Below are 19,320 nucleotides of genomic sequence, written 5' to 3'. Positions count from 1 at the left end.
TGAGCGGGGCGGCCCGTTAAGAGCGTGCCCTCGGACGAATCATCGCCATGCGGGTGACCGTGTACTCCTCGATCGCGTAGCGCGGGCCCTCGCGGCCGATGCCGGAGTCTTTCACACCGCCGTAGGGCATGATGTCGGAGCGGAAGCCGGGGATCTCGTTCACGACGACGCCGCCGACCTCGAGCCGCTCGATCGCGGCGAAGGCCGACTCGAGCGACGCCGTGTAGACGGCGGCCTGCAGCCCGTAGCGCGAGTCGTTGACGAGGTCGATGGCCTCGTCAACCGAGTCCACCGTGGTGAGGCAGACGACCGGGCCAAAGATCTCCTCGCACCAGGCGTCAACCTCGCGGGGCACATCGCCGAGCACGATCGGCGGCACGGCCGCGGCGGTCTCGTCCTCAGCGCCGCCCGCGGGGATCGTGCCTGGCGTCAGGAGCGCGGCGCCCGCGGCGAGGGCGCGATCCACCATCGCACGGATCCGCTCCCCCGATGCCTCGTTGATGACGGGCGCAACGTTCGTCGTGATGTCACGGGGATCACCGACGACGATCTCGCCCATGCGCTCAATGAGGCGGGCGGTGAACCGCTCGGCGATCGGGCTCTCAAGCACGACGCGCTGCACCGAGATGCACGCCTGCCCGTTCGCGTAGAAGCCACCGCGGAACACCGCGTCGACCGCGGCCTCAATATCGGCGTCGGCCGCGACGATGAAGCCCGTGTTCGAGCCGAGTTCGAGCAGCGCCTTGCGCGGAGCCGCCTGCTTCGCGATGAGATGCCCAATCTTCGCCGATCCGGTGAAGGAAACGACGGCCGCACGCGGATCCTGCACGAGCGTCTCACCGACCTCCGGGCCGCCGTTCACGAGCTGGACTGCCGCGCCAGTGACGCCGTGCTCCGCGAGCACGTCGCGCGTGATCGCGAGCAGCTCGAGCGTGGCGAGCGGGGTGTTCGGCGCGGGCTTCACGATGACCGGGCAGCCCGCGGCGATCGCGGGCGCGAGCTTGTGGGTCGCGAGCAGCAGGGGGTAGTTGAAGCCGGCGATCGCGACGATCACGCCCGCGGGCTTGCGCGTGTAGTAGCCGATCATGCCGCGGCCGAGCTCTTGCACGTCGAGCGGGACGGTCTCGCCGGTGACGTGCGAGGCCTCTTCGATCGTGGCCTGCAGCGTGACAATCGTGCGGTTCACCTCGACCCGGCAGTCGGCGCGGGGCTTGCCAGTTTCGAGCACGAGGAGGTCCTCGAAGCGCTGCGCGTCGGCGCGGAGGCGGTCATGGATACCCTGCAAGATCGCCTTGCGCTCGGCGGTCGTGAGCGCCGCGACCTCGGGGCGGGCGGCCTCAGCGGCGTCGAGCGCGTCGCGGGAGTCGGCGGCCGTGCTCACCGGCGCGTGCGCGAACACGGAGCCGTCGAACGGGAAGACGATGTCAGACGATTCGGCGAGGTCGCGCCAGCCCTTGCCGATGGGCAGGGCGCCCGCGGGGGCGCGGAGTTCGGGGGTGCCGAGCTCGGGAGCAGTCGATGCGGCGGATGTGGCGGTCATTGCTGGATCCTTGCTGTCGTGCGGGGTGCGGGAGTGCGGTGAGGATCGTCGGCCGGCCGCACCGCGGCTACCTGGGCGCGGCAGCGGGCCTTCAAACGAGTGGTCTTACCAGTTAATATAGTTGAACAGTTGGCCCGCGACAACGCCGCGCGCCCTTCGGCCCCGAAAGGATCCCAATGACGCGCTCCCACACCATCGCCATCCTCCCAGGCGACGGCATCGGCCCCGAAGTCATCTCCTGCGCCCTCGAAGTCCTCGACGCAGCCGAAACCCGCTACAACTTCACCACCACCCGCACCGAATACGCCGCGGGCGCCAACCACTACCTCGAAACCGGCGAACTCTTCGCCGAGGTACAAGGCCAGCTGCGCGGCGCCGACGCGATCCTCTTCGGCTCCATGGGCGACCCCCGCGTCACCCCCGGCATCCTCGAACGCGGCTTCATCCTCGAAATGCGCCAGCGCTTCCAGCAGGCAGCAAACGTCCGCCCCGTCCGCCTCTACCCCGGCGTCCCCACCCCCATCGCAGGCCTCACCCCCGAGCGCTGCGAACTCGTCATCGTTCGCGAAAACACCGAGGGCGCATACGTCGGCCAGGGCTCAACCGTCCACGCCGGCACCCCCAACGCGGTCGCCATGCAGGAATCGCTCAACACCCGCGCCGGAATCGAACGCGTCGTCGACTTCTCGTTCCGCCTCGCGCTCGGACGCCGCAAGAAGCTCACCCTCTGCCACAAAACGAACATCCTCGTCGCCGCCGGCCAGCTCTGGCAGGAAGTCGTCGCCGACGTCGCAAAGCGCTACCCGGAGGTCGAAACCGACTACGTACACGTCGACGCCATGTGCTTCCACCTGCCACTCACCCCGGAACGCTTCGACGTCGTCGTCACCGACAACCTCTTCGGCGACATCATCACCGACCTCGGCGCCGTCATCCAGGGCGGCCTCGGCGTCGCAACCAGCGCAAACCTCAACCTCGACGGAACCGCGCCCAGCATGTTCGAAGCGATCCACGGCTCCGCCCCCGACATCGCGGGCAAGGGCTGGGCAAACCCCTCGGGCGCGATCCTCTCCCTCGCACTCATGCTCGGCCACCTCGGCGAGGGCGAAGCAGCCCAAGCCATCGAGGCAGCAACCGTCGAAGTCCTCGGCAGCCTCCCCGCCCTCGCAGGCGCAGACATGGGCGCCACGACCGCAGAACTCGGCACACGCATCGCCAACATCGTGCGCTCTGGCCGCGCGAACACCGACCTCGTGCAAGACTCCCTGCTCGCCACCCTCGCAGCACTCCCCGCCAGCCGGTAGCGAGGCGGCAGGGCTTGGCGCCGCCACCCCACCAGAGCACATCATCTTCGCGAGCGCACACCGTAATCACCCGTATTTAGGTGTGCGCTCGCGAAAAAGATGTGTTGAGGGCCGAAGGTCCGGGTTCGGGCGCGCAACCCCACCAAGCCTAGGCGCCCTGTGACTCCGCGATTTCCTGCAGCAGCTCCTGCGCCGCGGCGGTCGGGTCAGCGCCACGCCACAGCGCCGTGAGCGGCCGGGTGATCTCGAGCCCAGCCACTGCAACACGTGCCAGCCGACCACCCCGAATGTCGTCACGAACCGCGAGCACGCTGAGAGCGCCAGGCGCCACGCCTGCCATCACAGCGCTGCGCGCCCCAAGGGTCGTCTCGTGTACCGCGGCGGGCTCGGCTTCAAGTGGGTGGCCCGCTGCGGCGAGCGCACGCTCGAATGCCAATCGGGTGCCGCTTCCCCGCTCGCGGTGTACCATCGGGGTCGCGGCGAGCTCGGCCGGGCTGACCGTTCGCCCGGCCCAGGGGTGGCTCGCGGCGACGACGACCTCGATACGGTCACGCCCGACAGTCGCGGCCGACAGGTCGGAGGGCAGCTCGGGGGTCTCCACAAAGCCGAGATCAACGTCGCCCGAGCGAAGCGAAGCGATCACGGCGGAACTGTTGGCAGCGGTAAGGGTGGCGGTCGCCCCACTCGGCCCCTGCAGCCCGCGCCACCGCGCGATCCACCCCGGCAGGAGGTGCTCAGCGATTGTGAGGCTCGCTGCGATGCGCAGGCTATTTCCCTGCCCCTCCCGCAAGGCCGCAACCGCCGCCCCAAACCCGTTCGCCGCGTCGAGCACCAGGCATGCCCACCCGACCACGAGTTCTCCGGCTTCGGTGAGCCGAGACCCCCGCGCCGAACGCACGAGCAGTGGCACGCCGAGCTCCTGCTCAAGCGAGCGCACACGCAGCGAGGCCGCCTGCTGGCTCAGCCCGAGCACGGAGCTCGCCGCAGAAATACTGCCGGTCTCGGCGATGAGGGCGAGCGCGCGCAACGCGCCAATGTCTGGTTCACGTTCCATGCTGCCCCCTGTCTAGCCACAAGGATAGCTTGTGGGCCTCGCGGTTATTGCACCTACCGCGACTCTGCGCGGAGGAGGAACATAAGGGGCGTGAACGACCAAGCCCTGCCCCCGGAATCATCGGTAGCCCCCGCAACACGAACAGCAACGCACACCGCCCCGGCGCAGGAGCCAAGCGCACCCCGCGGCCCCCGGCTCGCGGCATGGACGCGCAGGATCACGCCCGGTCTCCTCATCTGCCTCGCCGCCGCAGGCGCCTCCTATGCCGTTGGGGTTGCACTCCCCGGGGTCAGCCCCATGATCATCGCGATCGTGCTCGGCATTGTGGCCGCGAACACCGGGGTTCTGCCCCGGGCGGCAGCTCCCGGCATCGACTTCTCGGCGAAGAAGCTGCTTCGCGCAGGGATCGTGTTTCTCGGCCTCCAGCTCGTGCTCGGCGACATCGTCGCGCTCGGTGCACCGGTGCTCGCCGTGATCGTCTGTGTCGTCGCGGGCGGCCTGTTCGGCACCGTCGCGCTCGGCAAGCTCATGAAGGTGCCCACCCAGCTCACGCTGCTCATCGCCTGCGGGTTCTCGATCTGCGGTGCGGCGGCCGTCGCCGGCGCCGCCGGAGTGACAGACCCCGACGACGAGCACGAGCAGGCAACCGTCACTGCGGTTGCGCTCGTCGTGATCTTCGGGACGATCATGATCCCACTCGTGCCGTTCCTCGGCCCAGTCATCGGGCTCACGAGCGACCAGACGGGCATGTGGGCCGGCGCGTCAATCCACGAGATCGCGCAGGTCGTCGCGGTGGGCGGGATCCTCGGCGGGACCGCGCTCACCCTCGCGGTGGTCGTAAAGCTCGCCCGCGTGCTGCTGCTCGCGCCGATCATGGCAGTGTTGAGCGTACGCATTCGGCGGGCGGCGGGTGTCGCGGCCGCGGGGGCTGCGGCCGAGGTCGAGACTGGTGGCCAGCCCGGCAGTCAGCCCAAGTTGCCTCCCATCGTGCCCCCGTTCATCATCGGGTTCCTCGCGATGGTGCTGCTGCGCTCGTTCGTGCCGCTTCCCGAGGGCGCGCTCGTCGCGGGCCAGCTCCTGCAGACTGTGCTGCTCTCGGCAGCGATGTTTGGTCTCGGCTGCGGCGTGAAGGTGAAGAGCCTCTTAAAGGTCGGGTTCAGGCCTTTCGCCCTCGCCGCGCTCGCGACCGTGCTCGTTGCGACAATCGCCTACGTGGGCGTGCTGCTCGTCGGATAGCGACCCGGCGGGTTGTCACCCAAATCATCGGCCAACTGACCACCCGTGGCTTGCATGCCGCGTCCGGGGCATACTGATTGAGTGCAACCTCAGCAGATAGTGATGAAGTCCGACGACATCAGGCGCACCGGTCTGGAAAATCGCGGATGGGCCAATGTCTTCCGTTCTTGGGGAGCCAAACTTACAGCGATGGACGTTGACGTCGATGCGCTCACGGCACTGGTCGAGCGTGGAAACCGGCATAGCGAGATCCGCGAAATCCGCGACGCAGACCTGCCCTCCGTTCTGGCGCTGGATGCAGCGACCACAGCGGACTACCCGGGTGGGCCAGCAACTCGCCGTGCCCCCTTAACGATGTCCGCCGTTCGAGCTAGTCCTGGAAAGCGCGGCTTTGGCGCGTTCGATAAGGCAGGCCGAGCGATTGGGGTGACTTTTGTCGACATCGATGGGCAACATGCAGAGACCAATTTCACCGTTGTAGACCCAAGTACTCGAGGTCTTGGCATTGCTTCAGCTCTCAAGGCCGCATCACTGATTGCCCTCGTAGGGGATGGCGTCGAGACATTTCGAACAGGAGGGGCGGCAGAGAACACCGCTATCCTCACTGTGAACACGAACCTCGGATACACGGTCGACGAGGAGTGGATTACCTTGGAATCGCCGGGTTCTTCGGCCCAGGCCACGTAGAGCACGCGGCCTCTCTGCGACTACTGAGTCGCCTACGTGGGCGTGCTGCTCGTCGGATAGCGCTCCGGCTGGCAGCACGCCGACCCGGCGCTAGCGCCCGGCGCGCCCTCTCCCTCCGCGAGCACCGCCGGAAGAGCTGCCACCACGCGGGCCTCCTCCGCGCGCACCGCCGGAGCGTCCGCCGGAGCGTCCGCCGGAGCCGCCGCGCGAGCCACCGCCGGAGCCGCCGCGCCGGTCACCGCGCGAGTCGTCCCAGGGGTTGTCGACCCAGCCGCGCTCCATGGGGCGGCCTCGGCCATCGCCCGAACGCCCGCGCTGGTCACCGCCACCGCGCCGGTCGTCACGCCGCTCACCGCGCCAGTCACCGCCACCCCGCTGGTCACCGCGCTGGTCACCGCGCCGGTCGCCGCCAGAGCCTCCGCGGGGAACGCCCCCGCGATCCTCATCCGCCTGCCCGCGACCGGCGTTCGGGTTGCCGCGCGCGGCGATCCCGCGCATTCCCTTCGCGCCCTTGCCGTCGCCCGGTCGCCCGGCCGTGATCGGCCGGTCCTTACCCCGCGCGGTCGCGTTCTTGTTCTTTCCGTCGGCGCCGCGCCCGCCGCTGCGGCTCGAGCCGCGCGCACCGGTCGGCTCCGCCCCGGAGCCACCGTCACCGCCCGACGAGAGCAGTGCACCGCGCTCAGCTGCCGACAGCTCGCGGAGCTCACCGGCGCGCAGCGTGCCAAGGTTCAGGGGGCCGAGCTGGCGCCGCACGAGCTCCTCGACGGGGTGCCCGAGCTCGGCGAGGAAGCGGCGCACGATGCGGTTCTTACCCGAGTGGATCGTGAGTTCCACGAGCGAGTGCGTCTTTGTTGAGCCGTTCGGTAGGAGCTTCGCGCGGTCGGCGCGCATGGGCCCGTCCTTGAGCTCAACGCCGTCGAGCATCTGCTGGATGACCGCGGCGGTGACCCGGCCTCGCACCTTCGCAATGTACGTCTTCTCGACGCCGAAGCTCGGGTGGGCGAGCTTGTGCGCGAGCTCACCGTCGTTTGTGAGGATGAGCAGGCCGCTCGTATCGGTGTCGAGCCGGCCGACGTTGTAGAGGCGCTCCTCCACCTGGCTCGTGAACTCTCGCAGGTCGGGGCGGCCGTGCTCGTCACTCATTGTCGAGACGACGCCGACGGGCTTGTTCAGCACGAAATAGCGCTTCGACGAGTCGAGCTGCACGACGACACCGTCGACGCGCACCTCGTCGGTCTCGGGGTTGACGCGCGAGCCGAGCTCGCGCTGCTCCTCCCCGTTCACAGTGACCCGGCCGCTCGTGATGAGCGTCTCGCAGGCGCGGCGCGAGGCGACGCCCGCGTTCGCGAGCGCCTTCTGCAGGCGCACGGTGCCCTCCTCGCCAGCGCGGTCGACCTCGTTCGCGGAGGGGGTCACTGGGCGGTCCCAGCCCCACTCGGCCATGTCGATCTCGACGGCCTTGCCGTCGACGATGAACTCGCCACCGACGTCGCCGCTGCCTCCGCTGTCGCTGTCGCTGCCTTCGTCCCTAGAGCGATTCATGCTCAAATCCTTCCGATCCATCGTCGAGTAGCGGCGCCACCGACGGAAGTTCACTGATGTCACCGATGCCCAGGTGCGCGAGCAACTGCTCGCTCGTCCCATAGAGGATCGCGCCCGTCTCAGCATCATGCGCGACCTCCTCGACGAGGCCACGGGCGAGGAGCGTCCGCACGACGGAGTCAACGTTCACCGCGCGGATCGACGCGATCGCGCCACGCGACACCGGTTGGCGATACGCGATCACGGCGAGCGTCTCAAGCGCGGCCTGCGACAGCTTCGCCGGGGTCTGCTGCTGCACGAAGTCTTCCACGACGGGGTCGAGGCTCTCTCGCACGTAGAACCGGTAGCCGCCGGCGACCTCGCGCAGCTCGAAGCCACGGGGCTGCCGGGACTCGTCGGCGCCGTTCGCGCTCGGGCCTGCCCCGTCGTAGTCGGCGACGAGCGCGGCGAGCGCCTTCCGAACCTCGCGCACGGGCACGTCACAGGCGGTCGCGAGTGCCATCGCCGAGAGCGGCTCGTCGGCAACAATGAGCAGCGCTTCGAGTTGCTGCTGCAGGGTGTGGGCGGCGCGGGCGGCGGCGAGCGTCTCGTCAGTCATAGTCACTTCCTAGCGTCGAGAGTTCTTCGTCATTCCAGTGCTCACCCGACCACTGCACGCTGAGCTCGCCGAGCGGCTCGGCCTGGTCAAACAGCACGGCGTCACGGCGGTACAGCTCAAGGATCGCGAGGAACCGCGCAACAATAACGCCTTTCTCGGTCACCCCGGCGATCAGCTCGCGGAAGCTGCGGGCGGGCCCGCCGCGAAGCATCGACACGATGATGGCCGCCTGCTCGCGGATCGACACGAGCGGGGCGTGGAGGTGGTCGAGCCCAACACTCGGAAGCTCGCGCGGCGTGAAGGCGAGCAGCGCGACGGCGGCGAAGTCCTCGAGCGACAGCGTCCACACGAGCTCGGGGCCGCGCTCACGGTACTTCGGTTCGAGCGGCACCTGCCGCGGGTGGCGCTTCTCCTCCGCGACGAGTCGCTCGCGAAACCACTCGCTCGCCTGCTTGAACGCGCGGTACTGCAGCAGCCTCGCGAACAGCAGGTCGCGGGCTTCGAGCAGCGCGATATCTTCGGGGTCAACGACCTCGCCCTGCGGCAGCAGGCTGGCGATCTTCATGTCGAGCAGCGTCGCCGCGACGACGAGAAACTCCGAAGCCTGATCGAGCGCGAGCAGGCCCTGCCCCTCAAGCGTCGAGAGGTACGCGATGAACTCGTCGGTCACGAGCGAGAGCGAGACCTCGGTGATGTCGAGCTCGTGCTTACCGATCAGCGTGAGCAGCAGGTCGAACGGACCGTCAAAGCCGTCGAGCGAGACCCTGAACCCGGGCTCATCTCCCGCAGGCTCGGTCTCGGTCTCGAGCGCTGTCATGGCATCTCGGTTAGGCAACCACGCCGCGCTGCACGAGCTCGCGGGCGAGCTTGAGGTAAGCCTCCGACGCGGGGTTCGACGGCGCGTACTCGAGCACCGACTGCGCGGCGATCTGCGCGTCTGGCAGCTTCACGGTTCGGCCGATGACGGTGTCGAACACCGAGTTTCCGAACGTGTCGACGACGCGCTCGAGCACCTCGCGAGCGTGCAGCGTGCGCGGGTCGTACATCGTCGCGAGGATGCCGTCGAGCTCGAGCGACGGGTTGAGCCGGTCACGCACCTTGTCGATCGTCTCGACGAGCAGCGCGACGCCGCGAAGCGCGAAGTACTCGCACGCGAGCGGGATGAGCACGCCGTGGCTCGCGGTCAGCGCGTTCACGGTGAGCAGGCCGAGCGACGGCTGGCAATCGATGAGGATCACGTCGTAGTCGTCGGTGATGCGGCGCAGCACGCCGCCGAGGATCTGCTCGCGCGCGACCTCGCTCACGAGGTGCACCTCGGCCGCGGAGAGGTCGATGTTCGCGGGGATCACGTCGAGCCCCTCGGTGCTTGTGTGCTGGATCGCCTCGCGGGGATCCTTCACCTTGCCGAGCATGAGGTCGTAGATCGTGGGCACGTCGTGCGCGGGGACACCGAGGCCAGCCGACAGTGCGCCCTGCGGGTCGAAGTCGACGGCGAGCACGCGGCGGCCGTAGCGCGCGAGCGCGGCCGCGAGGTTGATGGTCGACGTGGTCTTCCCGACGCCGCCCTTCTGGTTGCACATCGCGATGATGCGCGCGGGCCCGTGACGATCGAGCATCTTGGGGGCGGGGATAACGCGCTCCGGGCGCCCCGTCGGTCCCAGCTCAACCTGCTTTTTCGCCACTCCAGTTCCCTTCCGTCGCTAACGCCCTATCCTATCGGGCCGAGCGCTGATCCCGGGGTGCGCACACTACGAGAGGACCCTGAGACGAACGGGTGGCTTCTCCCCGCGCTGCCGCACGTACGTTCTGGTGGCGTGCCCTCAGAAGAGCCGCCACGCTTCGCGAAGCATGAACAGATACGTTGCGGCACCCGCCAGGAGGAGACGACCTCGAGCTCTCGGGGTTCGCGTCTTCCCGTCGTGAGTCGACCGTCGGCCGCACATATATCTTGAGCTTGAGGTCGCCCGTACTGTCCGTGTTTCTCCGCCCATCGCGCCGTTCACCCGAGGTAGGTCAGGTCTTCAGGGAGCGGGCCACCGTCGGAGAGCGCGTACCGGCGAGCACGAGTCCACCAACCAAAGCGGCGGATACTCATGTAGATCGCCCAGCACCCCATGCCGAGCACAATGACGGTCGCACACCCCATGAAGAGGGTTAGATCCATCCGGCTCGCCTCCGGCGATATGGCGAGGCTCCCGAACCAAACGCCTAGGCACAGCACGGCGAGACCGGTTGCGAAGTGCACATACGGGCTCCGGTTGTGAAACGCCATCGGCGCCGCAATACCCAGCTCGGCTCCCGGGATCGGGTCTTTTTCTCCGATTGCCCGCTCGATCTCCGAGAGTCGCACGAGGTCGTGAATCCGAGACAGCGCCAGCTTTCCCACGCCTTCTAGGCGCAACCAACCACTACCGCGCTCCGGGTCATCGAACGAGTACACGCCAAGCGTGTCTGTCAAGGATGGCGAGTATGCGACTAGGGCCTTCGCCGCCTGCCCCGTCACGGACTGCAGCTTCTTCCCCGAAACGAACACAGGCTCCACCCGCTCCTCAGGAGCGTGATTGCCGTACTTATCAGTGTTCCGAAACACCCGGATATGCGCCCCGATCACGAAATGATCCGCAGGTCTTCGGGCATCTTCTCACCACTACGCTTCACAACCGCACGCGCTCGATGCCACCACCGCAACCGGCGCAGCCCCCGTAATACCCACAGATAGAACCCAAACACGATCAGCAAGACGCTCAGCATGAGGATCGGGTCGAGTTGAGTCGACTCGGACCTCGGCGACGGAATAAGGAATGGCCCAAGCCCCCGCTGACGAAAAGAAGCCCGAACAGCACCTGCAGGTACGGGTTCCTCACCTGCAGCCGAATTCCGTACTGCCATGCCGGGGAATCCGCTAAGCGCGCGGGCTCCCGTTGGCCCACCGCCCGTTCAACCTCCATGATCAGTACCAGGTCGTCAAGGCGATCCCGATAGATTCCCCCAGAGATCGTCACGTCGGGCCTGCCGCTACCGTGTTCCGCAGAATTGAACGTGTAGACACAACTCTCCGACGTTCGCGAAGGGCACATCGGGCGAATCCGGCGTCGGGCACCGTCTGTCCTGTCTTCGTCGGGCAGATCTTGAACGTCTCAGAGATTGACCTAGACCCGAGCGAATCCTGGTCGTAGGCTATCTCGACGCGCGCTGCGTGCATCAAACTCCGCTCTCTTGGCGGCTGTGGATTCTCTGTATCATGCTTGCTCATCCGAAGTAGGTCAGGTCTTCGGGGAGCGGGCCACCGTCGGAGAGCGCGTACCGACGAGCGCGGGTCCACCAACCAAAGCGGCGGACACTCATGTAGATCGTCCAGCACCCCATGCCGAGCACAATGACGGTCGCGCCGCCCATAAAGAGCGTTATCCCCATCGGTACCGCCTTGGGCGAAAAGGTGAGGCCCCCGAGCCAAACGCCAAGGCCCAAAACAGCGAGGCCGGTTGCGAAATGGACGTACGGACTCCGGTTATGGAATGCCATCGGCGCCGCAATGCCCAGCTCGGCTCCCGGAATCGGATCCTTCTGCCCAATAGCCCGCTCGATCTCCGAGAGCCGCACCAGATCGTGAAGCCGAGCAAGCGTCAACTTCCCCGCTCCCTCGAGGCGCAGCCATCCTGCACCCTTCTCGGGGTCATCGAAGGAATACACCCCCAAAGTGTCCGTCAACGACGGCGAATACTCGACCAAGGCCTCCGCTGCCTGCCCCGTCACCGACTGCAGCTTCTTTAAGGAGATCATGACAGGCTCAACACGTTCCTCCGGAGCGTGATTGCCGTACTTGTCGGTGTTTTGAAACACGCGGATATACGCCCCGATCACGGTTGCACATCCCCAAATGCCCACACGGGTAGCGAAGCAAGGAGGGCGGAGACCGGTGTCCAGAGGGCAAGCTGAGGTCTTGCAAACGTGCCGGGTGCGCGGACTTTCGCGGTTTCCTCTCCGCGAGTCCTCCGCGCATCGTCAGTCTCGGATTTTGCGATCATTGTCCGAAGCCCTTCCTACGCGCCAAGCGCCACTCCCTCGTCCGTCTCAAGACTCGCGCCGCCTTCGCAATCGCTCGGTCATGGAGGATGCTAGCTCCAGGAGCGCTTCTTCCTTCATCCCCCGCGGGATGATCGAATCTTCGGTGATTGCTAGAAACGGGATTTGCACGGTTTCAGACTCAGTGGAGACGATGATTTCAAGGCACATGCGCGCGGGGCCGTTCAGCATCGCGGCCTCTGCTAGGCGAACATCAAGAATGTTCTCCGACGGCACCCACACAAGATGGCTCGCTCTCTTGTCGACAAGCAAGAGCCCGTGTTCAGCTACCGCGGCCGCTACATACTCAAACCCCGGTCTCGTGGCTGGCTTCCCCCCTATCGCGCGGATAAGAGTATCAGTGTGTTCCGCGTAGAGGAGCCTCCCAATTGTCATCGCTCCGGGAAGCTGCGTTTCCAAGGTTCTCGTCACCCGTTGGGCGCCCGCACGAAGCACAATGAACACAAGCGCGATCAGCCCTCCTGCCAGGGCCGTCCCAACCGCAGCGGCACTCAACTCTCGTGAGATATCACCTTCTGCCGCGCTGCGCGACACGGATCGGACGAACGAGAGCAAGGAGAGGCACGCCACAGGGAGCACGGCAAGCAAGAGAAGACTTCGTCGCCGTCGAGCCCGCCTCGCTGACTCGTTCAGCGTTTTGGAGCGGCTAGTCCGTGAGCTTTTCAACGTTCTTCCTCGCCTCCCGTGTCTGCTTGCAATAGCTCCCCGGTTTTCACTATCGATGTCACCATGCCCCAATGAAAATTGCCAATCGCAAGTGAAATCGCAATAGGCTCGGCGACTTTGACGACTTTGATCAGCGGAAAGGCACCCAATAACGCGAGTGCGCCTCCGGCCCAAGAAGACGGACTCGTGGGATCGGCGGCCACCTCAATCACGGCTGACCCGACGCCAGCTACAAATGAAACTAGTCCTAGCAAGGGTGCGGCTCCGACGGCGGGCGTCGGAAGTACAACTAGCGTGGCGATCCCAGTCAGAGTAGATATAACGTTTAGGCCATTTCCAATCCACTGCCAGACAGGTTCGCGTGCCCAATCACCTCGCGAGAACTCGCCCCAGGTGTGTGACAAGCCTCGAGCATACGGGTGCGCCCGGAGAACAGCGTCAAGATATCCGTTCTGCACAGCGGCAAGGGAAGCAAACACAAGTGACAGGGGAGCAAGACGCATTCGGTCCCAGGCCTGCAGCTCCGCATCAGTCACCGGTGAGAGGCCAAACGGGTCCAGCTCGCGTAGCGGGTCGTTCCCCGCATACGAGTAGGGGTTGCCCGCCCACCCCGCGCCCGCCACAGGTTGCAGTGGGTCGACGCTGAGGAACCCGCGACTACCGGGGTCGTACGCACGCGCGCCCATCCACTCGAGGCCCGCAACCGTCGGGACCCCGTTCGCAGTCAGGCCAAGAGCACCGTCTCCGGGTGACAGCCCGACGGTCGCCCACGGGTCGTCCGTTTGCGTGGCTCGTGCTGGCCGCCATCCCAGTGATGCCAGCTCGTCCTCGAGCCCGGTAAACCCTCCAGCAGATGCGAACACACGCCGCGCCCCGAGTCCGGTTACGGACGGAGTGCGGGCCGCGCTATCCCAGGTCACCCGGTCGCCGTCGACCTCGGCAAGTTCGCCAAGCGCGTCGACCCAGAGCCGGTGTTCCTCCCCAGCACGCTTGATCGAGGTCAGCCAGCCACGCTCATCCCATGCGAACACGCTGCTGGAGTCGGGCCCGTCGTCGCGCGTGCGCCGCCCAGCCCCGTCGTACTCGTAGCGAGTCTGCCGACCGTCAACGGCCGTGCGCTTCGTGAGCTGACCCGCCAGGTCATATTCGTACTCGGTCGTCTGCGCGTCAGCATGTTCGCGCACGAGCCTCCCGGCTGCATCGTACTCCCATGCCCGGTCAGTTTCAGAGACAGCGCGCGCCAACTGCTCGGCTGCGTCGTACTCGTACGCAGTCGCCCCGTCGCCGTCAGCCACCTCTATGATCCGGCCCTCGGGGTCTCGCTTGATTCGAGTAGTGGTGACTCCATCGGCATCGGTCAGCGTGTGTTCGACGGCGAACCCGTCACGGTACGCCCACGTTTGGGCGCGGTCACCGGCAACCACAGACAGCAGGTTCCCGGCGGGGTCGTACGAATAGCTGATTACGCCGAACGCCGAGTGCTCGACGCGCACGAGGCGCCCAACCTCGTCATATGAGTATCGCGCTTCGTCACCGGTCGCGGTGAACAGCGTGCGCCGGTCCCCGTCGGCGTCATACTCCCAACGCGTGACCTCGTCGCCCCGCGCACGCAGTACCACACGGCCCAGTCTGTCCCGCTTGACTCGGTGCGTGACGGGAGACGCCCCGGGCCCTGTGAAATCCGTCACCGTGAGCGCACCCGTGCGGTGGTCAACCGCCGTTTCACTGAGTGCCCGCTCTCCTGTACTCACGCTACACACGAGGCCCTCAGCGTCGTATTTCCACGCAAGCCGCCGCCCGTCTGGGTCAGTCTGAGTGAGCTGCCGCCCGGCAGCGTCGTAGGTCCCGACCGTCGTACGTCCCAGCCCATCCGTGACGCTGTCCACTCTGTTCAGCGAAGTGTAGGTTCGGCGCACCACACCACCGACAGGGTCTGTGATGGCCACAATTCGGCCCTGCTCGTCGTAGTCATAGCGAGTCTTCCCACCGAGCCCGTTCGTCGCCGTAATGAGCTGCCCGGCCGGGTCGTACTCGAAGGTTCGCTGACCGTACCGCGTGTCTTGGGCCGCCACGATCCGGCCTGCGAGATCGTAGCGATACCTCGCCACGCCGCGGCCCGGCACGTGCTCAGCAACAATTCGCCCGACGGAATCGTGCTTCGCCCGTGCCACGTCCCCGTTAGGAAGCCACTGCTCGACGACGCGCGAGTCAGCGTCGTACCGCAGCTCGGTACGCCCTCCGGCCCCATCGATCATCACCGCAGGGCGCCCGCAGGCGTCGTACTCAAATCGTGTTTCGCGCCCAGCAGCGGAAATGACTCGTACGACTCGGCCCGACGGGTCTCGCTCGTATCGAGTCAGACCGCCTTCTGCGTCGACTTCTTCAACCACCCGCCCGCAGAGGTCGTAAACAGTGACCGCCGAGCCACCGTCTTGTCTAGTCGTTCGCACCGGGCGGCCGAATTCGTCAAGCTCGATCGTGGTGCTCGTGAACGCCGAAGCCGCTGTCTCGGTGCGCGCCTGGCGGTCACGCGCGGTACGCAACGTGACTCCCGTCGGGTCGGCCACTCGCGTGAGAGCGCCGTTGGCGTCATAGTCGCGCTGCCACACACCGCCGTCAGGGTCGATCACCTCGCGAAGCCTGGACAACCCGTCGTGATGCAGCAGCCACTCCGCCCCGTCAGGGAGAACGACAGCCGCCAGGTTCCCAAATGTGTCAAGTCGCTGCTCCACGACGCGGCCCAGCGGGTCGCGCTGCTTTGTCAGCGCCCCGTGCGCACCGTACTCATACTCGGTGCGCGCGCCAAGTGGATCGGTCTGGGCTAGGAGCGTCGCGCCGGCCCCGTATTCAAAGCCCCACACTGCGCCGTCAGCATCCTCACGTCGCGTCACGTTGCCCGCGGCGTCATAACTCCACTTCGTCTGGTGTCCACTAGGCGACGTGTTCGCGAGCACGCGCCCCGCCTCGTCGCGGGTGAGCACTGTCTCGTTCGCGGGGCTATAGGACAAAAAGTGTGTAACGAATCCCGATCTACCCGCACCAGCATGCCGTAGTACGAGGTTCGCTATACCCCGGCACCATTAACCGTGCCGAAAACAACCAACTCGTCCACCTGTCTGGTATGCGGCAACGCGCTCGTGAAGAACGGTTTCACGAGCGCGGGAACCAGGTGCTGGAGATGCCTGAACTGCGGCAGCTCCTCAACCAGGAAACGGGCAGACCTCACCCGCCGGCACACCCTCGACCGGTTCCTGTCCTGGCTCCTGGGCAAGGACTCACAAGCCGAAGCCGCGGAACGAGTCTCAGACCGAACCTTCCGCCGGGAGATCGAATGGTGCTGGCAAATCAGGCCAACGCTCCCGACCGTGACGATACCGCCGAGGTGCGTGATCGTGGACGGAACGTACGTTGGTGGATGGTGTCTCCTGGTCGCGCTCGATGAGGACCTCACCCCGCTCGCGTTCCAGTGGTGCTCGACCGAAACCCAGGCCGCGTGGGGTGCGTTGTTCGCGCAGATCCCTGCCCCACTCGTGGTGGTGTGTGATGGCGGGCCAGGCCTGAACGCGGCACTCAAAACAGTGTGGCCGGATACGCGCGTGCAGCGTTGCATCTTCCACGTCCTGATGAACATACGCACCCATCTCACCTGGAGACCCCGCACCGTTGCTGGGCAGACGCTCCTCGCGCTCACAAAACAGCTTTCACAAGTACAAACGCCAGAGGACGCTCTCGGCTGGCTCAAGCGGTTGAACGCCTGGCATTCGATCTACGGACGCCTCACTCGTGAACGCTCGTACGCGAGGCGCAGACTCAAGGACGGGTCATGGGACTCACCCACCGGGAAACAGTGGTGGTACACCCACGACCGGCTTCGGAAGGCGTACCGGCTCCTCACCGAGATCCAACGCCGCGGACACCTGTTCACTTTCGTTCAGATCGATATCCCCAGAACCACGAGCGGCCTCGAGGGAGCCTTCAACTCGGTCCTGAAAACACTCCTCCGATTCCATCGCGGAATGCCCACCGTCCATCAGAAACGCGTCGCGGAATGGTTCGCTCTAAAACAAGCAGGACTGCTCCAGACCGCGCACTCGTTCATCACGCACGAAGTGATCAACCCGCCAGTGAACCCACGCCCCCGGTTCACGGAACCAGACCCGAGCCCCGAGCTCTACGGCACCGGCCTTGACGCCAGCGAAGGCCTCTGGCTACGCAAAGGATGGGGAGGGCGGACCTGACACGCCCAACGGTTTACACACTTTTTGTCCTATAGGCCCGTTCGCGAGCCCGTCAACGACTGAGGTCAGATCGCCGTATGCGTCGTACTTAAAGCTGACAGACACTCCGACAGGGTCGACGACTCGCGTGAGCAGCCCACGCTTCCAGGTCAAGCGAGTGGTGGCCCCCAAAGGGTCGATGACCACGCTGGGTGCCCGGTCCTCGACCGAAGCATACTCGAAGCGCTTCACAGCGGGCGCCCTGTCGGGCTGCTGCCCCGCCTGATTGCCGCCAGCAAAGGCCACGGACGAGACCAGAGTGAGGCGATCCTGATCATCCCACTCGTAACGCGTGTCAGCCCCCTCTGGAGTGACGGTGCGCACTCGCCGGCCCCGGTGATCGACCACGTGCACGGTCGTCTCACCGTCACGCTCTCGCACCGAGACCAGGTTGCCGTGGGGGTCGTAACTCATCGACTGTTTGGCCCCGTCGGTATCTGTCACGCCGACGAGCTTCCCCCACCTGTCTGCAACCCAAGAGTTCGACTGCTCTCCGTCGGCGTCTGACACGACAGTCACCCTGCCTGTCAGGTAGGCAAACTGAATATCCCGCCCAAATTCAGTGTGCTGTGTGAGTACCCGCCTGTCTGCGTCGTAGGTGTTCTCGCACTCGATGACCCCGGACTCGCCCGTCACCCGGTCGATCAACCCGTCAGCATTCCAGCGGTAGGAGCGCACGCCCAGTGGCGTCTCGGTTTCACAGAGCCGGCCCTGCTCGTCAAAGCGATACTTGACGCTACTTCCGTCCGGGCGGGTAACCCGCACCGGGCGCCCATCACCGTACTCGACGACAACCCTGCGCCCACGCTCGTGCCGCAACTCGGTGACACGACCGGCTCGGTCGCGGATGGCACGAACAACGGTGCCCGGCCCCGAACCGCACCCGAGCCACTCACCGGACTGAGAGAAGGCCCACCAGGTGCCGGCGTTGTCCCTCACGACGAGCGGTCGCGAGCCCGCCCAGGAGTGAGTCGTGGCGCCAACGCCCGATAGACCAGCAAGCCGCGGTTCTTCCTCGGCGAGCCAGTAGTTGCCGCGGACCGCACGACCCCAGCCTGCGCCCTCGCGAGGGTACAGCACACGGCGCCCGTCAGCCATCACGAACTCGGCTCGCTCGTCGGTGAACTCGAGGCGCATGTCCAGTGTCGAAGACCACCCCGGCCCGAACACACCGACTCCTTCGTCTTGGGAGTTGTACATCCTTGTCAGCGAAAGCGACGCAGCAGCCCCCGTACCCTCGCAATCAGACTCGGGCTCGATAAAGTTGCCGGTGGCAGTGTTTACGGGGTCGGCCGCGTACCCGGTACTTGGCATTGTTCCGAAGGTCTGGGGAAGTTCGAGTTCCAGGCCGTCTTCCCGTCCGGGGTACATCCCCGCAGCCGTCAGTGCGTCCGCTATCGCCCCGTCCGAAAGCGTTCGGAGCCCGCCGCTGCCCCCTGCTTTCGAGAACTCGGTCGCAAGCTTCCCGATCCACTCACGTTCCTTCGCGTTCGCCGCATACCACTTCGAGATCGCAGCGATCGCACCGCCGTCACTCACGTGCCCCCAGTCCGAGCCGGCGGGATTCGCCAGGGACAAGGGAACTATGGGGTTCCATCTCCACGGGCTAGACGCGTCAGCGAACTTCTTCAGGTTTCCCGGCCTGGCAGACGTTCTTCCACCGGCCTTGGCCGACCCTCCCGAGGGCGTCTCTCGGCTTCTGAGGGAGACATCGCTCGTCCGCGAGGAGGGAGGGGAACCGGGCAGAAACGGGATCAGCGCTTCGACCTCGGCAACCGTGGGCGCTGCGACCAAGATCGGCCCGACGCCGGTAGTGCCCTGGGTCTTGTACTCCAGTTCGAGCTCAGCGAACTTCTCCTCGCGCGCAGCCCGAACTCCGTCACGCCGCGCATTCTCCTCCTCAGCCGAGGTGATGAGCGCAGAGATTTGTGAACTCATCGACTGCAGACACGCCACGAGGTTCTGCCCGTCGACGTCTGCCCAGCCCACGTGATCGCGAAAGACGTCTGCGAAGAAGCCACTGAAGTCAACAAGCGCCGAGCCCGCCTGCAAGACGAAGTCGGAACGAGCAGATTCGACGTCTCGAGCAGCGCTGTTGAGCCAGTTGACGTGCTCCTTCGCTCCGGCGATGCTGAACTTCAACCGCTCGGGCCCAATCTTCATCAGCCAGCTTTCGCTCATAGTCGGTCCCTTGCAGTAGCGGTCACGGAAGCTGCGGGACGTTCAGAACGGCTAACCAACCGTGCACACGAAGGGCCACGCCTGATTGCGAACTGAAACACGCACAGTTGCTCTCATCATACATACGGAACATACGTTTTGTTGGAACGCTG

General features: G+C 65.9%; 14 protein-coding genes and 1 pseudogene. 4 read left to right on the top strand and 11 right to left on the bottom strand.

What is annotated here, in order from left to right; genetic code table 11:
* Window positions 1-16: 16 nt before the first annotated feature.
* Window positions 17-1,540, bottom strand: a complete 1,524-nt coding sequence (locus FB468_RS13655) for an aldehyde dehydrogenase family protein (protein WP_141887834.1) — start codon at window positions 1,538-1,540, stop codon at window positions 17-19.
* A gap of 176 nt (window positions 1,541-1,716) precedes the next feature.
* Here FB468_RS13655 and FB468_RS13650 point away from each other — a divergent pair, with 176 nt between their 5' ends.
* Window positions 1,717-2,844 carry a 3-isopropylmalate dehydrogenase gene (locus tag FB468_RS13650; RefSeq protein WP_141887833.1) on the top strand — a complete coding sequence of 376 codons (1,128 nt, stop codon included), beginning with the start codon at window positions 1,717-1,719 and terminating at the stop codon, window positions 2,842-2,844.
* 148 nt (window positions 2,845-2,992) lie between these two features.
* Here the strand turns inward: FB468_RS13650 and FB468_RS13645 are convergent, their stop codons facing one another.
* Window positions 2,993-3,898 carry a LysR family transcriptional regulator gene (locus FB468_RS13645; protein WP_141887832.1) on the bottom strand — a complete coding sequence of 302 codons (906 nt, stop codon included), beginning with the start codon at window positions 3,896-3,898 and terminating at the stop codon, window positions 2,993-2,995.
* Between the two features lie 90 nt (window positions 3,899-3,988).
* Here FB468_RS13645 and FB468_RS13640 point away from each other — a divergent pair, with 90 nt between their 5' ends.
* Entirely contained in the window at window positions 3,989-5,134 is a 1,146-nt protein-coding gene (locus tag FB468_RS13640) for a YeiH family protein (protein ID WP_246055894.1), read from the top strand.
* A gap of 81 nt (window positions 5,135-5,215) precedes the next feature.
* A complete protein-coding gene (locus tag FB468_RS13635) occupies window positions 5,216-5,821 on the top strand; it encodes a GNAT family N-acetyltransferase (RefSeq protein WP_246055893.1) in 606 nt (201 codons plus the stop codon).
* A 660-nt stretch (window positions 5,822-6,481) separates the two neighbouring features.
* Here FB468_RS13635 and FB468_RS17460 read toward each other — a convergent pair.
* The 8 genes and pseudogenes from FB468_RS17460 to FB468_RS13595 form a co-directional block, all read right to left on the bottom strand.
* A pseudogene (locus FB468_RS17460) lies at window positions 6,482-7,264 on the bottom strand (pseudouridine synthase); the annotation flags it as partial.
* Between the two features lie 85 nt (window positions 7,265-7,349).
* Entirely contained in the window at window positions 7,350-7,961 is a 612-nt protein-coding gene (gene scpB / locus FB468_RS13625; RefSeq protein WP_141887831.1) for an SMC-Scp complex subunit ScpB, read from the bottom strand.
* Complete coding sequence (locus tag FB468_RS13620; protein ID WP_141887830.1) at window positions 7,954-8,778, bottom strand: segregation and condensation protein A; 825 nt, start codon at window positions 8,776-8,778, stop codon at window positions 7,954-7,956. The genes scpB and FB468_RS13620 overlap by 8 nt, the downstream gene beginning before the upstream one ends.
* Window positions 8,779-8,788: 10 nt before the next feature.
* Window positions 8,789-9,643 (bottom strand): ParA family protein, encoded by an 855-nt coding sequence (locus FB468_RS13615; RefSeq protein ID WP_141887829.1) that lies wholly within the window; start codon window positions 9,641-9,643, stop codon window positions 8,789-8,791.
* A 317-nt stretch (window positions 9,644-9,960) separates the two neighbouring features.
* Window positions 9,961-10,572, bottom strand: a complete 612-nt coding sequence (locus FB468_RS13610) for a hypothetical protein (protein WP_141887828.1) — start codon at window positions 10,570-10,572, stop codon at window positions 9,961-9,963.
* 638 nt (window positions 10,573-11,210) lie between these two features.
* Window positions 11,211-11,822, bottom strand: coding sequence for a hypothetical protein (locus FB468_RS13605; RefSeq protein ID WP_141887827.1), 612 nt, complete (start codon window positions 11,820-11,822; stop codon window positions 11,211-11,213).
* Window positions 11,823-12,032: 210 nt separating this feature from the next.
* The gene (locus FB468_RS13600; RefSeq protein WP_141887826.1) at window positions 12,033-12,443 is read right to left on the bottom strand and encodes a hypothetical protein; all 411 of its coding nucleotides are present in this window, start codon (window positions 12,441-12,443) and stop codon (window positions 12,033-12,035) included.
* 263 nt (window positions 12,444-12,706) lie between these two features.
* Window positions 12,707-15,718, bottom strand: coding sequence for an RHS repeat-associated core domain-containing protein (locus FB468_RS13595; RefSeq protein WP_141887825.1), 3,012 nt, complete (start codon window positions 15,716-15,718; stop codon window positions 12,707-12,709).
* Window positions 15,719-15,796: 78 nt separating this feature from the next.
* Between FB468_RS13595 and FB468_RS13590 the strand changes: the two genes are divergently transcribed.
* The gene (locus tag FB468_RS13590; RefSeq protein ID WP_141885794.1) at window positions 15,797-16,948 is read left to right on the top strand and encodes an IS1249 family transposase; all 1,152 of its coding nucleotides are present in this window, start codon (window positions 15,797-15,799) and stop codon (window positions 16,946-16,948) included.
* On the opposite strand, the gene FB468_RS13585 is transcribed toward FB468_RS13590, so the two are convergent.
* The gene (locus FB468_RS13585) at window positions 16,919-19,168 is read right to left on the bottom strand and encodes a DUF6531 domain-containing protein (protein ID WP_141887824.1); all 2,250 of its coding nucleotides are present in this window, start codon (window positions 19,166-19,168) and stop codon (window positions 16,919-16,921) included. The two genes, FB468_RS13590 and FB468_RS13585, sit on opposite strands and share 30 nt — an antisense overlap.
* Between the last annotated feature and the right edge of the window lie 152 nt (window positions 19,169-19,320).

This window comes from Leucobacter komagatae, assembly GCF_006716085.1.
GTDB lineage: Bacteria > Actinomycetota > Actinomycetes > Actinomycetales > Microbacteriaceae > Leucobacter > Leucobacter komagatae.
Note: the sequence above shows the minus strand (reverse complement) of the source record. Positions and strands in the feature narration are given on the sequence as shown.

What these genes read in the sequence shown, in the direction of transcription:
- FB468_RS13655 (WP_141887834.1), bottom strand. Translation starts at nt 1,540, where the DNA reads ATGACCGCCACATCCGCCGCATCGACTGCTCCCGAGCTCGGCACCCCC.
- FB468_RS13650 (WP_141887833.1), top strand. Translation starts at nt 1,717, where the DNA reads ATGACGCGCTCCCACACCATCGCCATCCTCCCAGGCGACGGCATCGGC.
- FB468_RS13645 (WP_141887832.1), bottom strand. Translation starts at nt 3,898, where the DNA reads ATGGAACGTGAACCAGACATTGGCGCGTTGCGCGCGCTCGCCCTCATC.
- scpB (WP_141887831.1), bottom strand. Translation starts at nt 7,961, where the DNA reads ATGACTGACGAGACGCTCGCCGCCGCCCGCGCCGCCCACACCCTGCAG.
- FB468_RS13620 (WP_141887830.1), bottom strand. Translation starts at nt 8,778, where the DNA reads ATGACAGCGCTCGAGACCGAGACCGAGCCTGCGGGAGATGAGCCCGGG.
- FB468_RS13585 (WP_141887824.1), bottom strand. Translation starts at nt 19,168, where the DNA reads ATGAGCGAAAGCTGGCTGATGAAGATTGGGCCCGAGCGGTTGAAGTTC.